Origin of the sequence: Roseateles paludis, assembly GCF_039872745.1 — a bacterium.
GTDB classification, from domain to species: Bacteria; Pseudomonadota; Gammaproteobacteria; order Burkholderiales; family Burkholderiaceae_C; genus Pelomonas; species Pelomonas paludis.
In genome coordinates this window covers 75,179-90,494 of sequence record NZ_JBDPZD010000006.1, presented here as the reverse complement: position 1 = coordinate 90,494, position 15,316 = coordinate 75,179, and the positions used below count along the sequence as shown (strand labels likewise).

Below are 15,316 nucleotides of genomic sequence, written 5' to 3'. Positions count from 1 at the left end.
AGATCAAGCGGCGCGTGACCAAGTTATCGCTACCATGAAAGCGCTGGCAAGCGCTGCGGCACGCCGACCACGCAGGTGCGCAGCGCGCGCCGACGGGCGACTGGCGCTAGGGAGGGGAGGGCAAGAGCCGGCCCGCGCGGTGCGGCCGGCAGGGGGCTCAGAACAGCTCGACGTCGCTGGCCTTTTCGGCCGCTTCCTCAAGCTCACCGTGGCCAACCAAGGTCTCGAAGTTCTGCACCTGGTTGCGGCCGTGCGACTTGGCGTAGTAGACGGCCTTGTCGGCGCGCTCGAAGGCGGAGGCCGGCGTGTCAGTCGGGCGCATTTCGGTGAAGCCAATACTGATCGTGATGCGCCCCACCTGAGGGAAGGCATAGCTCTCAGTGTTATGGCGCAGGCGCTCGAAGGCCTGGCCCGCATGATCGTTCTCGTCGCAGCGCATCAGCACCACGAACTCTTCACCGCCAAAGCGGTAGAGCAGGTCATGGAAGCGGAAGCTGGAGCCCATCAAGCGCGACAGCAGCAGCAAGACTTCGTCGCCAATCAAGTGGCCGAAGCCGTCGTTGACCGACTTGAAATGGTCGATGTCGATGACGCCCAGCACATGGTGCAGGCGGCCGGTGCTGTGGCGCCGGTCAGCGCCATCCAACTCGGGCTCGGGCGCATGGGCGGTGGACGCCGCCAGTTCGCCCAGGGCCTTGAGGAAGCTTTCGTCAAAGGACTTGCGGTTCAGCAACCCCGTGAGGGTGTCGCGTTCGGAGTAGTCGAGCAGGCCCTGGAAGTTGTGATAAATCCGCAGCACGTTGGACAGCAGGCGCTGCTCGCCCACGTCCAGGGCCTGCGGCCGGATCAACTCGATCACGCCACGCACCTCGCGGCCGGCGGCGACCGGGAAGTGATGCGCCCAGCGCTTGCCCTCGGGCGTGTCGACCTCGGCCTGCACGAACTGCCCCGTGCGCAAGCACTCGAAGCGATGCGGGTAGGAAGCGACGGGCGGCAGGCTGTCGAAGGTGGCCCAGACGGGGTCGGCGGTGGCCACGGCCTGGCCTTCTTCGAGCCGGGCGCGCGTCAGCCAGCGCTGCTTGCCTTCGTCGCCAACCGGGCGGTAGATGGCCACGCTGGCCGGCTGCACCAACTCGCGCAGCGCGGTCACGAGCGTGACGTCCATGACGTCACGGTCACGGAAGCCCGTCAACTCGGCAAGATGGTCTACGACTTGCGACATGCCCCTCACTCACTACGCCGGTGGAGCCCTGTGCGGGCGAATCCGGCAATCACGCCCAACAACTGTTCTTCGTCATAGGGTTTGCCCAGGTAATGCTGGACCCCTAGCTGGCTTGCGTAATCCCGATGCTTCTGCGCGATCCGCGAAGTGATCATGATGACCGGCAAGTTCGCAAGCCGCGCGTCGGCCCGCATATTACGCACCAAATCAAAGCCGTCCATGCGTGGCATCTCAATATCTGAGAGAACCACCACAGGAAGTTCGTCTGCCGCGAGCTGTTCCATCGCGTCCAGGCCGTCCTTGGCCAGGCGGACTCGGTAGCCCACACGCTCCAGCAGGCGCTGCGTGACGCGGCGCACGGTCAGCGAATCGTCCACCACCATGATCAGCGGCGCTTGATCGGTGGTGTCGACCACGGTCTCGACCACCGGCGCATCGACGCCCACCCGCGCGCGCGCCTCGGCGCCGTAGCGGTCGGCGAGGGCCACGACGTTGTAGATCAACGCCACATCGCCCGATGCCAGCAGGCTGATGCCCGCCAGTGCCGGCACGCGGCTGAGCTGCGGGCCGAGGTTCTTGACCACGACTTCCTGGTTGCCGACGACTTCGTCGACGTGCAGTGCCAGACGCGTCTGACCGCTGCGGACGATGACGACCGGCGCGTGCCGGCCTGTGGTGTGGCCACGGCCGCTTTGACCCAGCAAACCGCCGAGCCAATAGAACGGCAGTTGGTCAGCGCCAAAGGCCAGATGACCCGTGCCATAGGCCGACTCGACCGCTGCGACCGGCGTGCGCTGGACGGAGTCCATCAGCGTGGCAGGCACGGCCACGATCTGGTCGCCGCTGCGCAGCAGCACGATCTTGGTCAGTGCCGTGGTGAGCGGCAGGCGCAGCAGGAAGCTGGTGCCTTGCCCCGCCGTGGAGTCGGTCTCGATGGAGCCGCCCAAGGTGTTGACCTCGGCACGCACCACGTCCATGCCCACGCCCCGGCCGCTCAGCTCGGTCACCTCGCTGGCGGTGGAGAAGCCGGGCTCGAAGATCAGGCGGTGCAAGCGGCCGGCATCAACCTCGGCACCGGGCTGCAGCAGGCCGGACTCTTCACCGCGGCGGCGGATGCGCTCCAGGTTGAGGCCGGCGCCGTCGTCGCTGAAGCGCAGCAGCACTTCGTTGCCCTGCTGGCTGACGTCGAGGCGCAGCACGCCCGTCGAATCCTTGCCCGCTTGCTGGCGTTGCTCAGCCGCTTCGATGCCGTGAGCCACGCTGTTGCGCAGCAAGTGCTCGAAGGGGCCGGCCATGCGCTCCAGCACGCTGCGGTCGATTTCGGTCTGGGCGCCTTGGATGTCGAGGCGCACCTGTTTGCCGGAGTCGCGCGCCGCCTGGCGCACCACACGGTGCAGACGCTCGCCGATGCTGTCGAAGCTGACGAGACGGGTGCGCAGCAGGTCGTCCTGCAGCTCGCGCGTCAGCCGCGACTGGGCGGCCAGTTCGTCTTCGCCGGTCTGGACGCTGCGGCCCAGCGTGCGCTGCAGCGTGGCCACGTCGCCGACCGACTCGGCCAGCATCCGGGTCAGCTCCTGGAAGCGGGTGTAGCGGTCGAACTCCAGCGGGTCGAACTCACGGCCACCGGACTGCGCCAGCTCCTGCTGGATGTGCATCTGCGCTTCGGCCTGCAGTTCCAGCTCGCGCAACTGGGCGCGGATGCGCTCCAAGTTGTCGTCCAGGTCGACCAAGGCGCCCTTGATCTGACCCAGCTCGGATTCGAGACGGGCGCGCCGGATGCTGACCTCGCCGGCCTGCATGGCCATGCGCTCGAGCAAGGCACCGCGCACGCGCACCTGGGCTTGGGCCAGGGCGAGCGATTCGGTCGCTGCGGGGGCTTCGGTCTCGTCGGCGCTCCAGCGGCTCCAGTCGATCTCGCGCACAACGGCAGGCGCGGCCTCTTCGACGGGCGGCGCGTAGCGCGGCAGCTCGGCGGGTACGACGATGGCTTCGACGGCAGCCGGCGGCGCCACAGGCTCGGGGGCCGGGGGCTCTGCGGCAGCCAGCACGGGCTGCGGTTCGGGTTCAGCGACGGGCGCCATGACCGGCGCTGGCGCGGGGACCGCAGGTGCCGGCGTAGCGGGCGCGCCGCTGAGGCTGCGGCCCAATTGCTCGAAGCTGTGCTCCAGCGCATCGGCCTGGTCCTGCAAGGCCTGGACATCGGCATGCCCGGCCTGGCCCGCGCGCAGCAGGGCTTCGACACTCGATTCGAGGTTGTGCGCCAGTTCTCCCAGGCGCATGGCGCCGGCCAGGCGCGCACCACCCTTGAAGGTGTGCAGGGCGCGCATCGACGCGTCCGAGCGGCTCAGCTCGCCCGGGGCCTCCAGCCAGTCGCGCAAGGCGGCATGCAGCTGGGCCAGCAGGTCCACACCTTCTTCTTCGAAGATGGGGTAGAGCTCGGGGTCGATCTGGTCGCCGCTGGGCGTGTCGGTCTCAGCGCCTGCACCGGGCTCGGCCAGGGCTTCGGGCGCCGTTTCAGGCGTCGGCTCGGGCGCGGGTTCTGCGGCGGGCTCGGGCATGGCAGCGGCCGAGGGCTCGCTGGGCTCATCCATCGCCAGCGGCGCATGCAGCGTGGACTCGGCCTCGTCGCCGCCGTGGTGCGCGGCGTGGGTTGGTTCAGCGGTCGGTTCGTAGATGGGCTCAGCGGCCTGGGCAAGGTCGTTCAAGGCGTCGCCTTGAGCCGCCAGATCTGCGGCGACCGTGGCCGGGGCCTCATCGAACGGCACGGCCGTGGTGGCTTGGTGGTCGTCCTCGTCGTGCCCAAAGTCGCGCGGCAGGCCCATCACGGTGCCCGCCTCGGTCTCGGCAGCCTCGGGCGGGTCGAAGGCATTCAGCGCCGCGACGATCTCGGCGTCGTGCGCCTTCAGGAAGCCGGCAGCAAACTGGTGCAGCAGCTGGCGCACGTCCTCGGCCGCACGCAGGAAGAGCGCAACCGTCTCGGGCTCGAAATACGCGGCCCGCTGTGCGCGCTCCAGTGCATGCTCCAGCGCGCGCGCCAGTTGCGAAAGCTCGTCGTAGCCGACGGTGGCGGCGGCGCCGGCCAGGGCGTGAGCCTGGGCCTCAGGGCCGGTGGGTAGGGGCGTGCCGGGTTCGGCTGCCCAGCCCGCCAGGCCGTCCTGCAGGCGCCGCGAGAGCTCGTCGGCCTCGCTGAGGAAGATGTTGAAGAGGGTGGCGCTGATCTCCAGCGGCCCGATGTGCTTGACCTCTTCGACTTCAGGTTCGGGTTCGGGGGCAGGCGCAGGTTCAGCTGGCTCGTCAGCGACGAGTTCAACAGCAGGTTCGGCGACCAGTTCAACGTCCGCAGCAACGTCCGGCTCAACATGCAGTTCGATGCTGAGGGCCTCGGGCGCATCGGCGCCGACGTCAGCCACCTCGGGCATGGACAGGCTGGCGATGGCCTCGGCCTCCACTTCGGTGAGCGGCGCGCCGGCTGTGGTGCCACCCAGGTCGAGGTCCAAGCCCAGCGGCGCTTCGGTGATGGCTTCTGACGCAGCACTGGGCTCGGCCAACACCATGGGTTCGATGACCTCGGTGTCGCTGAAGGCCTGCGTCTGCGGTGCGGCGCCCGGATGCAGGGCGGAGCGCAGGTCGTCGAGTTCGCCAAGGCTGCCGGCTTCGGTGCCGGCTTCGATCACCTCGATGCCGTCGAGGCTTTCCAGCTCGATCTCGGGCAAGCTGTCTGGCACCTCGGCCACAGGGGCCTCGGGCTCGATGTCGAGCACGAACTCGGAGGCCAGCGGCGGGGCCTCGGCATCGACCTCGATGACCTGGGGCTCGGGCTGGGCTGCGGGTTCGGGCGCGGCCTCGGGCAGGGCTTCGAGCGTGACGTCGAGCGCCGGAGCGGCGCCCAGCGGCAGCAGTTCGCCGTTCAGGCGCAAGGCGTCAGCGCTGGCCCGCAGCGGCGCCGAGGCCGACATGCCGGGCTGCGCGCCGCCAATCTGGGCGCGCCAGTGCGCGAGGTAGTCGAGCGCTCCTTGGCTGAAGGCTTGCAGGGAGACGTCGGCCGTTGGCTGCACCTCGGCCAACCGGCTGTTGTAGAGCTGCTCGCAGGCCCAGGCGCCCTCGCCAAAGTCGTTGAGGCCGACCATGCGCGAGCTGCCCTTGAGCGTGTGGAAGGCACGGCGAACCACCGTGAGCTGCTCCTGGTCGGCGGGCGCCTCGCGCAGCGCGGCCAGTGCGGCCCGCGCGCGCTCGATGACTTCGTCGGCTTCCTCCAGGAAGATTTCGAGCATCTCGGGGTCGTCAACCAGATCGACCACTTGTGGGGCAGGGGCGGGAGCCGGAGCGGCGACGGGCGCTGCCACGGCGGGCGCCGGCGCGCTGGTGGCCAGGTCGAGGCTGGGCAGGCCCATGTCGGCCAGATCCACATGCGGCAGGGCGGGCTCGGAATGCGGGGCAAGCTCGTGGCCGCCATCCAGGGTCTCGACGTCGAAGCCGCTGGCCGCAAAGTCGGGCAGCTCGACGGCGCCTTCGCGGCGGCCCATCACGGGTTCGAGGCGACCCGAGATCGGGTCGAAGCGGAACATGCTCTTGGCCAGATGGGGCTGCACGCTGAGCATGTCAATCAGGAAGCCGAGCGCGCCCAGGTTGGTGGCCAGGCGCTCGAAAGCGCCAATGGCGCTGGCGCGCTGGAAGTCGATCTCGGTGTTGGCCAGGCCATCCACCTCATCGCGCATGTGCACTGCGGCCTGGGCCGCCTGCTCCATGCCGAGCACGCTGAGCACGCCGCGCATGGCCGACAACTGGCCGGGCACGGGGATCAGCTTGGCGCGCTGGCTGGGGTCACGGAAGTATTCGTCGCACTGGCGCTCAACCTCGGAGAGGCTGGCGCGCAGTTCATGCACGACGCTGCCCAGGGTCTGGCGGTCGGAGACGCGGCGGTAGAGCTCCTCCATCCAGTCTTCCAGCGGCTCGGGCGGCTGGTTGTGCCCGACAGCATCGACGCGGCGCGCCAAGCGGCGCACGCGGTCGGCTTGGTCGGCCTGGTCGAAGGCGGCGTCGTCGAGCGCGGCCTCGATGTAGAGCACGCTGGTGGCGACTTCCATCGCCAGCGCGGGCGACGGCGGCTGGCCGGAGCGCAGCGTGGACACGACGGCGCGCTGCAGGGTCTGGGCCAGTACATCGCCACTGGGGAAGAGGCGGGTCAGGGATTCGCCCAGCGCCGCGAACTGCTCGTCCAGGCTGGCCAGGCGGTGGGCATCGCCCTCGGCGGCGGCAGACCAACTTTCCTTGGCGGCAAGCACGCGGCGTTTGGCCTGAGCCACCCAGGCCGGGTCGACACGGCCGAGCGAGCTGTCGTCGTAGTTACCGACATCCTCGTCGGCCAGGCGCCAGGCCTCGTGCACAGCCAGCAGACGTGGGCAGCCGCCCTGGGCCACCTTGGCCTGGGCGCAGAAGAAGAGCAGGTCATGCGCCAGGCGTTCGGACGCCTCGGGCTGGCCCTGGACCACGGAGCGCAGCTCGTGCAGCAGGCGCGAGCCCAGGCGCTTCATGTAGTCGTCCACCGGCAGCAGGCGCAAGGCCTGGCCCTCGAAGAAGGCACCCGCCAGTTGCCACAGCGTGCGGGCGTTGGACGGGTTGATCGAGGCCGCCAGCCCAGCGCACAGGTTGCTGAGGTTGGCCGCATGGCTGGGCATAGGCGTGCGCATCTGGCGCAGCAGCGCCGCCTCGAAAGGCGCACGCACAGCCTCGGGCGAACGCGGCAGCACGTCCGCTTCGAGCGGAATCTCGCGCCACACCCACTCGTGGGTCCAGAGGTCAGCAGGGTGGATGCGTGTGACGCCGTTGAGCTGCTGCAACTCCCGATAGACCGGGAACAGCAACAACGGCGAGGTCTTGGTGCCAGCCAACAGGCGGGCGACGTAGGACATCAGCGCAAAGTCGGCGCGCTCGATGGCCTCGACGTGGCGCAGGTCCACCTCCAGCGGGTTCTGCGCCAAGCGCTGGACCGTTGCTTCGGAGGCGCGCAGCACGGTGGCCCCGGCGGGCAGGCCCACCAGCGACAGCACCCCCACCACCTGGTGCAGCTGCGCGGCCGCCTGCTGCAGCGGCACACTGGGCTGCGAGGCATCGAAGCCGGTGCGGCTGACGTCGGCGTCGCGGATGAGGCGACGCAGGGTTTTGTGGACGCTCTCAAGCGAGCGGCGCAGTTCGTCCTGAACCCACGCCAGGGGGCTCAGGTCGGCCTGTTGATCTTGGTCTCGCGAGAGCTGGTCCATGCCGGCGGGCGATCAAGCAACTTTGAATCGGGTCACCGAGGCGCGCAGCGCTTCGGCGGATCGCGACAGCTCATGCACCATCTGCGCGGTGGAGCGTGTGCCTTCGGAGGTCTGCTCGGTCACGGCGAAGATGTGCTGAATGTTCGACGCCACTTCGTTGGCCTGGCGGGCTTCCTGGCTGGCTTGGCCGGAGATTCGAACAATCAGTTCGTCCAGCTCGCGCGACACACGGTCAATGTCTTCCAGCGCCTTACCGGCCGCGTCAGACAGTTGCGTACCTTCCACCACCCCGCGCGTTGAGCGCTCCATGGCGGCCACGGCGTCGTGGGTGTCGGTCTGAATGGCCTTGACGAGCGCCGCGATTCGCCGCGTCGCATCGCCGGAGCGTTCAGCCAGACGCTGCACTTCTTCCGCCACCACCGAGAAGCCGCGACCGGCTTCGCCCGCTGACGCGGCCTGGATGGCGGCGTTCAAGGCCAGCACGTTGGTTTGTTCGGTAATGTCCGAGATCAGCTCCGTGATCTCACCGATTTCCTGTGACGACTCGCCCAGCCGCTTGATGCGCTTGGACGTCTCCTGGATGGAGTCGCGGATGGTGTTCATACCGGCGATGTTGTTCTGCATCGCCTCCTTGCCCTGCTCAGCAGCCTGACGAGATTGGCGGGCCACATCGGCGGTTGCCTGCGCTTGTGCGGACACCTCGTTGATTCGGCTCGCCATCTGCAGCACGGCCTCACCGGTGGAGCGGATCTCGTGCAGCTGTTCCTTGGACGCGGCGAGCAGGTCGGTCGAGGTTTGGTCCACCGCCGCCGTCGTGTCCGTCACGCGCGCTGCTGTGCCCTGCACCTGGCCGACGAGGTTGCGCAGCTCCTCCACCGTGTAGTTCACGGAGTCGGCAATCGCGCCGGTGATGTCCTCGGTCACGGTGGCCGTCTGGGTCAAGTCACCTTCAGCAACCGCGGCCAGTTCGTTCATCAACCGCAAAATGGCCGCCTGGTTGGCGTCGTTCACGCGCTTGGCCTCTTGCTCTTGCGCCTCGGCCTCGCGGCGCTGCGCTTCAGCGATCTCGGCGCGACGTTCCTGGTCAGCCAGGTAGAGGCGCAGGAAGCCGAAGGCACCGCCCACCAGGGCGACCAGCGACAGCAGCATGAAGGCGATCAGGCCGAAGCCAGCACCACCGGACTTCTCCAGATCGTTGGCAACCAGTTCCAGGCCCTTGCGCAGCGGCTCGGAGTCACCCAGCATGGCGGTCTGGGCTTCACGCGCCGCGACCAAGCCTTGCAGGTTGCCCAGAATGGCCGAGGCCTGGGTGCGGGTCTGCTCGTACTGCTTGAGCAGGGTCTTGAGGTTTTCCTTCAGCTGCGGGTCGCGCGCGGCGGGCAGGCGCAGCTCGGAGCTGCCACTGATCAAGGCCTCGGTGATGAGCTTGAAGGCGTTCAAGTCCTTGCCGAGCAGGAACACGGCTTCGGTGCTCACGCCTTCGGCGGTCAGGAACTCATTGGCGCTCTTGCCGATCCGCTGCGTCAGCATCACGAGCTGACCCACGGCAGAAATTTCGGCCGCCGAGCTGTTGATCTGCAGGGCCTGCGAGGACACGGCCTCGGCGGATTCGAGCAGGTCACTCGACTGGCGGTTGATGGCGCGCAGCGCTTGACCGATCTGGGTCAGCACCTTTTCCTGGTCCTGCACGGTCTTGCCGTTCTTCTCGGCGCGGTCCACCAGCGGCTGCAGCGATTCCAGCGAAGGCTGCACCGCAGCAGGCGCCTGGGAAAGGTCGCCCTGGCCCGTCCGCAAGCTGCCCACCACACTGGTCAGGGTGCTGACCGACTCACGCAATTCCGCGAACGCCGCCGTGTTGCCCACCAGGGCCGCCGACACGGACTTCGCCATCCGCTGCGAGTGCATCAGCGCCTGGCCCGCGCCGCGCACCTGCGCCGCGCTGCGGTTGCCGCTAACCAGCACCATCGTGACGCTGAGACCCGTGCCCAGCAGACCGGCGACGACCAGGCCCGTCAGCACGCGCTGGCGGTGGCGCCCGAAGAGGTCGCGCAGCTTGTCCGCACCCGACTTAGGTTGAAGGTCCGCACCTTCAATCAGGGTCGAGGGCCCGAAGCTCATCGTCGTGGAGGCGAACTCGCTGTTCGGCCCCAGTTCGCTCGGCGCGACGGGCGTGATGATCGAAGGCGTGGCATCGGCACGGAACATCGTGTCGGGACCGACCAGGATGGAGTCTGAAGCGCGCGTGGCGTCGAATGCCGCCTCACTGCCATCACTCACCAGGTCGGTGTCCGGCGCCTCCGCGCCCTCAGTGGTGTCCGTCTTTCCGCGAATCTTGTCCAGGAGGCTCATCTCACCCTCGTTCTTTCCAAGTGCAGGCGCAAGCAATGCGCCACTATCAGACCACCACGCGCAGGAAATGCTCCTGCCGCGAAAGCGCTTCGAGATCGATCACCTGCCAGCGGCGGCCGTTGTCGTCGACCCGCATCGGGCCGGCGAAACGCGGGCGCGCACCTTGCGGCTGGTCAGCCGCCAGTGGCAGTTGTGCATCGCTGCGCAGGCCGCTGAGGCGGTCCACGAGCAAGGCGCAATTGAGGCCCAGATCCGTATGCAGGGCCACAAGCCGACTCTGCGCCGTCTGGACGCGCGGGCCGGGGTCACGCAGGCCAAGCAAAACAGCCAGGTCGATGACGGTGTAGAGGCCGCCGCGCAGATTGGCCACGCCCGCCATCCAGGGCTTGGCGTAGGGCACGGGCTTGAGCGGCACCGGCGCAAAGATCTCGCTGGCCTGCTTGAGCGAGAACAGCATGCCTGCCCCCGCGCATTCGACTGCCAGCCAGTTGGCCGTGACGGTTTGTTCGCGAGCAGCCTGCATCCGCGCGGCGAGGCGCTCCTGCAGTTCGCGCAGCGCTTGACGGTTGGCCATCAGTGCCGCCCGGCCGCCAGACGGCGCGGCAAGCAGAGGGTGTCAGTGGCCGTCATCTCAGCCCAGCGCCTTGATCTTGGCGATCAGCTCGTCCGACTTGACGGGCTTGACGACGTAGTCGGTGGCGCCCTGGCGCATGCCCCAGACGCGGTCGGTCTCGAGGCCCTTGCTGGTGCACATGATCACCGGCACGCCGACGAAGCGCTCGTCCCGCGTGATCGCGCGGGTCAGCTGGAAGCCGTTCTGGCCGGGCATGACCACGTCCATCAGGATCAGGTCGGGCTTGGCTTCGGCCAGACGCTTCATGGCCTCCTCGCCGTTCTCGGCGGTGCGCACCGAGTAGCCACGCTTCGTCAACATCTCGGACAGCGCATGCAGTTCGGTCTTGGAGTCGTCAACCAACAGGATGTTATGGATGGTCATGTCGATCTCTCGGGCGATCCTCAGGGGCGGTGCTGGCGCACGGCCTGCAACAGCTGGTCTTTGGTGAAGGGCTTGGTCAGGTAGTCCTGCGAGCCCACCATGCGGCCCCGTGCCTTGTCGAACAAGCCGTCCTTGGAGGACAGCATGATCACGGGCACAGCGGCGAACTGCGGATTGCGCTTGATGATGGCGCAGGTTTGATAGCCATCCAGGCGCGGCATCAAGATGTCACAAAAAACCAGGTCGGGGCGGAAGTCGCCCAGCTTGGCCAAGGCGTCGAAACCGTCCTCGGCGAGCGCGACTTCATAGCCGCCCTGCTTGAGAAAAATCTCGGCGCTGCGACGAATGGTGTTGCTGTCATCGATGACGAGCACGCGAGCCGTTGCCTGCGTGCCTTGCGGTCCAACTTCAACTGCCTGAAGCTCCAAACCCTGTCTCCTCAGTGGCTCATCCCTCTGCCAAGACCCAGTGGCCGCGCAGCTCGAACGCCCATCGTCAACCTAACCCAAGGGCGAGGGCGCTGTGATCGACTTCAGATGGCCACCATCTCGAAGTCGTCCTTGCGCGCGCCGCACTCAGGACAGGCCCAGTTCATGTCCACGTCGGCCCAAGCAGTTCCTGGCGCAATGCCATGCTCGGGGTCTCCGGCGGCCTCGTCGTAAATCCATCCGCAGATCAGGCACATCCAGGTCTTCGGTTCACTCACGATGCCGTCTTCTTATGGGGTTGCTCACTACAATCGATTCATTCTAGCCACGCGAAATCATGCGCCTGCTGAGGGCAAACACAGGGTAGAAACAGCATCCTTTTCTGCGTTCGCGTGAAGCCCTCCACACCATGAGTCCCACATCCATCCCTGACGCCGCCGAGGCCGACCTGCCAGCGGACGAGCAGGAGGCACCGCCCCCCGCGTGCGTGCTGACCTTCAATGCGAGCGACCCCACTGGCGCCGGCGGCATGGCCGGCGACGTGGCCACCATTGCGGCCATGGGGGCGCATTGCCTGCCCGTCGTCACCGCCGTGGTCCTGCGCGACACCGCCGAGAGCTTTGAGCACAGCTCGCTCGATGATGACTGCATCGCCGAGCAGGCGCGGCACATCCTCGAAGACGTGCCCATCACCGCCTGGAAGGTCGGCTTCCTGGGCAATGCCGAGAACGTCTCGGCCGTGGCCGAGGTGCTGAGTGACTACCCAGACGTGCCCCTGGTCACCTACCTGCCGGCCAGCAGCTGGATGGACGAGGACGACAGCCAGAGTTATCACGACGCCCTGCGCGAGCTGGTGCTGCCGCTGACCAATGTGCTGGTGGGCAACCAGAAGTCGCTGACCGACTTCCTGCTCCCCGAGTGGGACAACGAGCGCAACCCCTCGGCACGCGAGCTGGCCGTGGCTGCTGCCGAGGCGGGCGCGCAGCATGTGCTGGTCACCGGCATCCAGTTGCCCAATGGCTTCGTGGACAACGTGCTGGCCAATGCGCAAGGCCCCATCACCGGTGAGAAGTTCGAGCGCTTCGAGACCGGCTTCATCGGTGCCGGCGACACGCTCTCGGCGGCGCTGGCCGCGCTGATGTCGGTGGGCGCCGAGCTGCACTCGGCCGTCAGCGAGGCGCTGTCCTTCCTGGACCAGTCGCTGGACGCCGGCTTCCGCCCCGGCATGGGCAATGTGGTGCCCGATCGCTTCTTCTGGGCGCTGCCGCCCTCCGAAGGCGACGAGCCCGAATCCGGCGCCGAGGGCGAGCCCGAAGTGGCGCCCCCCGACCCACCGCGACGCGTGCACTGACGCCTCCCTCCGTTTCCTTTTTTGTCTCTGCCATGGCCACGAACATCGAGCTCTTCGAGCGCGCGCAGCGCGTCATCCCGGGCGGCGTGAACTCGCCCGTCCGCGCCTTCCGCGCTGTGGGGGGCACACCGCGCTTCATCGCCCGGGGCGAGGGGGCCTATATCTACGACGCCGAAGGGCGCCGCTACGTGGACTACATCGGCTCCTGGGGTCCCATGATCCTGGGACACGGTCATCCCGCAGTTGTCGAAGCCGTACAACAGGCCGTGCGGGACGGGCTCTCGTTCGGCGCGCCGACCGAGCGCGAAATCGAGCTGGCCGAGGCCATCCTGGCACTGGTGCCGAGCATGGACCAGGTGCGCCTGGTCAGCTCCGGCACCGAAGCGACCATGAGCGCCATCCGCCTGGCCCGGGGCGCCACCGGCCGAACCAAGTTCATCAAGTTCGAGGGCTGCTATCACGGCCACACCGATGCCCTGTTGGTGAAGGCCGGCTCAGGCCTGGCCACCTTCGGCCACCCGACGAGCAGCGGCGTGCCGCCCGAGACGGCGCAGCACACCCTCGTGCTTGAGTACAACAACGTCGAGCAACTCGAGGCCTGCTTCGCCGCACAGGGCCCCGAACTGGCCTGCGTGATCGTCGAGCCCATTGCCGGCAACATGAACTTCGTGCGCGCCAGCCTGCCCTTCATGCGCCGCCTGCGCGAGCTGTGCAGCCAGCACGGCGCGCTGCTGATCTTTGACGAGGTGATGACGGGCTTCCGCGTCGGTCTCACCAGCGCCCAGGGCCATTACGCCAGCCTGCTGCCCGGCTTCGAGCCCGACATCTCGGTGTTCGGCAAAGTCATCGGCGGCGGCATGCCGCTGGCTGCCTTTGGCGGCAAGCGCGAGGTGATGAAGCACCTGGCCCCGCTGGGCGGGGTCTACCAGGCCGGCACGCTGTCCGGCAACCCGGTAGCCACGGCCTGCGGCCTGGCCACGCTGCGCGAGATCAGCCGCCCCGGCTTTTTCGACGCCCTCTCGGCCAAGACCCGCCAGTTGGTGGATGGCCTCAAGGCCGTGGCAAGCGACAACGGCGTGCCCTTCAGCGCCGACTGCCAGGGCGGCATGTTCGGCTTCTTCCTGCTGCCCGAACTGCCCCAGAACTACGGCACCGTGATGAGCACGGACAAGGAGCGCTTCAACCGCTTCTTCCACGGCATGCTGGATGCAGGCATCTATCTTGCTCCGGCCTTGTACGAAGCGGGATTCGTCTCGGCGGCCCACAGCGAGGCCGACCTGGCTGCCACCCTGGCAGCGGCCCGCTCGGCCCTGCGCTGACCCGCCATGCACCTTCACATCCTGGGTATCTGCGGCACCTTCATGGGCGGCATTGCCGCGCTGGCGCGCGAGGCCGGGCACCGCGTCACCGGCTGCGACGCCAATGTCTACCCGCCCATGAGCACCCAGCTCCAGGCCCTGGGCATCGAGTTGATCGAAGGTTTTGGGGCCGACCAGTTGGCGCTCAAGCCCGATGTGTTCGTGATTGGCAATGTGGTCACGCGGGGCGAGCGCTTCCCGCTGATGGAGGCCATCCTCGACGCCGGCCTGCCTTATGTCTCGGGTCCGCAATGGCTGGCCGAGCACGTGCTGCACGGCCGCCATGTGCTGGCCGTGGCGGGCACGCATGGCAAGACCACCACCACCTCCATGCTGGCCTGGATCCTCGAAGCCGCCGGCCTGCAGCCGGGCTTCCTGGTGGGCGGCGTGCCGCAGAACTTCGGCGTCTCGGCACGGCTGGGTAAAGGCGCGGCCTTCGTGATCGAGGCCGACGAGTACGACACCGCCTTCTTCGACAAGCGCAGCAAGTTCGTCCACTACCGGCCGCGCACTGCCGTGCTCAACAACCTTGAGTACGACCACGCGGACATCTTCCCGGACCTGGCTGCCATCGAGACCCAGTTCCACCACCTGGTGCGCACCGTGCCGGCCTCAGGCCGTCTGGTGGTGAACGCCCGCGACGAGGCGCTGCAGCGCGTGCTGGCGCGCGGGCAGTGGAGCGAGCTGCTGCGCTTTGGTGCCAAGCGCGAGGAGCCCGGCGTGCTGCGCGTGCGGGGCGAGCCGCAGGCCTTTGATGTGCTGCGCGGCGCGCTCAAGGTCGGGCGCGTGGAGTGGGCGCTGATGGGCGAGCACAACCAGCTCAATGCCCTGGCCGCCATCGCCGCTGCCGAGCATGTGGGCGTTCCCCCAGAGCAAGCCTGCGCGGCGCTGGCCAGCTTCCAGAACGTGCGCCGCCGCATGGAGCTGCGTGGCGAAGTGGCGGGCATCAAGGTCTATGACGACTTCGCCCACCACCCCACCGCCATCCGCACCACGGTGGACGGCCTGCGCCGCCGCATTGCCGCTGGCGACCGGGTGCTGGCCATCTTCGAGCCACGCTCCAACACCATGAAGCTTGGCGCCATGAAGGCCCAGTTGCCCTGGGCGCTGGAGGAGGCCGACCTGAGCTTCTGCCACCAGGGCGGCCTGGGCTGGGACGCCCGCGAGGCGCTGGCGCCGCTAGGCAGCCACGCCCAGGTGGCGGACAACGTGGAGGCGCTGGTGAGCGCCGTCGTCAAGCTCGCCAAACCCGGCGACCACCTGCTCTGCATGAGCAATGGCGGCTTCGGTGACATCCACACCAAGCTGTTGCAAAGCTTGGCCGCCCGGGCCTGACCAAGGCCCCGGGGGCCTC

General features: G+C 68.0%; 10 protein-coding genes. 3 read left to right on the top strand and 7 right to left on the bottom strand.

The genetic code is table 11. The features are described from left to right. Nucleotides 1-157: 157 nt before the first annotated feature. The 7 genes from ABDJ85_RS17310 to ABDJ85_RS17280 form a co-directional block, all read right to left on the bottom strand. Complete coding sequence (locus ABDJ85_RS17310; protein WP_347706045.1) at nucleotides 158-1,222, bottom strand: GGDEF domain-containing protein; 1,065 nt, start codon at nucleotides 1,220-1,222, stop codon at nucleotides 158-160. Nucleotides 1,223-1,227: 5 nt separating this feature from the next. Then, the gene (locus tag ABDJ85_RS17305) at nucleotides 1,228-7,479 is read right to left on the bottom strand and encodes a hybrid sensor histidine kinase/response regulator (protein ID WP_347706044.1); all 6,252 of its coding nucleotides are present in this window, start codon (nucleotides 7,477-7,479) and stop codon (nucleotides 1,228-1,230) included. A gap of 12 nt (nucleotides 7,480-7,491) precedes the next feature. Further along, complete coding sequence (locus tag ABDJ85_RS17300; protein ID WP_347706043.1) at nucleotides 7,492-9,828, bottom strand: methyl-accepting chemotaxis protein; 2,337 nt, start codon at nucleotides 9,826-9,828, stop codon at nucleotides 7,492-7,494. A gap of 46 nt (nucleotides 9,829-9,874) precedes the next feature. Next, nucleotides 9,875-10,402 (bottom strand): chemotaxis protein CheW, encoded by a 528-nt coding sequence (locus ABDJ85_RS17295; RefSeq protein ID WP_347706042.1) that lies wholly within the window; start codon nucleotides 10,400-10,402, stop codon nucleotides 9,875-9,877. A 57-nt stretch (nucleotides 10,403-10,459) separates the two neighbouring features. Then, nucleotides 10,460-10,825 (bottom strand): response regulator transcription factor, encoded by a 366-nt coding sequence (locus ABDJ85_RS17290; RefSeq protein WP_347706041.1) that lies wholly within the window; start codon nucleotides 10,823-10,825, stop codon nucleotides 10,460-10,462. Between the two features lie 20 nt (nucleotides 10,826-10,845). Further along, complete coding sequence (locus ABDJ85_RS17285; protein WP_347706040.1) at nucleotides 10,846-11,253, bottom strand: response regulator; 408 nt, start codon at nucleotides 11,251-11,253, stop codon at nucleotides 10,846-10,848. Nucleotides 11,254-11,357: 104 nt separating this feature from the next. Beyond that, a complete protein-coding gene (locus ABDJ85_RS17280) occupies nucleotides 11,358-11,510 on the bottom strand; it encodes a rubredoxin (protein ID WP_347706217.1) in 153 nt (50 codons plus the stop codon). Nucleotides 11,511-11,662: 152 nt separating this feature from the next. Here ABDJ85_RS17280 and thiD point away from each other — a divergent pair, with 152 nt between their 5' ends. The 3 genes from thiD to mpl are packed head-to-tail and all read left to right on the top strand — an operon-like array spanning nucleotide 11,663 to nucleotide 15,297. Next, a complete protein-coding gene (gene thiD, locus ABDJ85_RS17275; protein ID WP_347706039.1) occupies nucleotides 11,663-12,604 on the top strand; it encodes a bifunctional hydroxymethylpyrimidine kinase/phosphomethylpyrimidine kinase in 942 nt (313 codons plus the stop codon). A gap of 32 nt (nucleotides 12,605-12,636) precedes the next feature. Continuing rightward, entirely contained in the window at nucleotides 12,637-13,923 is a 1,287-nt protein-coding gene (hemL, locus tag ABDJ85_RS17270; protein WP_347706038.1) for a glutamate-1-semialdehyde 2,1-aminomutase, read from the top strand. Nucleotides 13,924-13,929: 6 nt separating this feature from the next. Then, nucleotides 13,930-15,297, top strand: coding sequence for a UDP-N-acetylmuramate:L-alanyl-gamma-D-glutamyl-meso-diaminopimelate ligase (mpl, locus tag ABDJ85_RS17265; RefSeq protein ID WP_347706037.1), 1,368 nt, complete (start codon nucleotides 13,930-13,932; stop codon nucleotides 15,295-15,297). The last annotated feature ends 19 nt before the right edge of the window (nucleotides 15,298-15,316 follow it).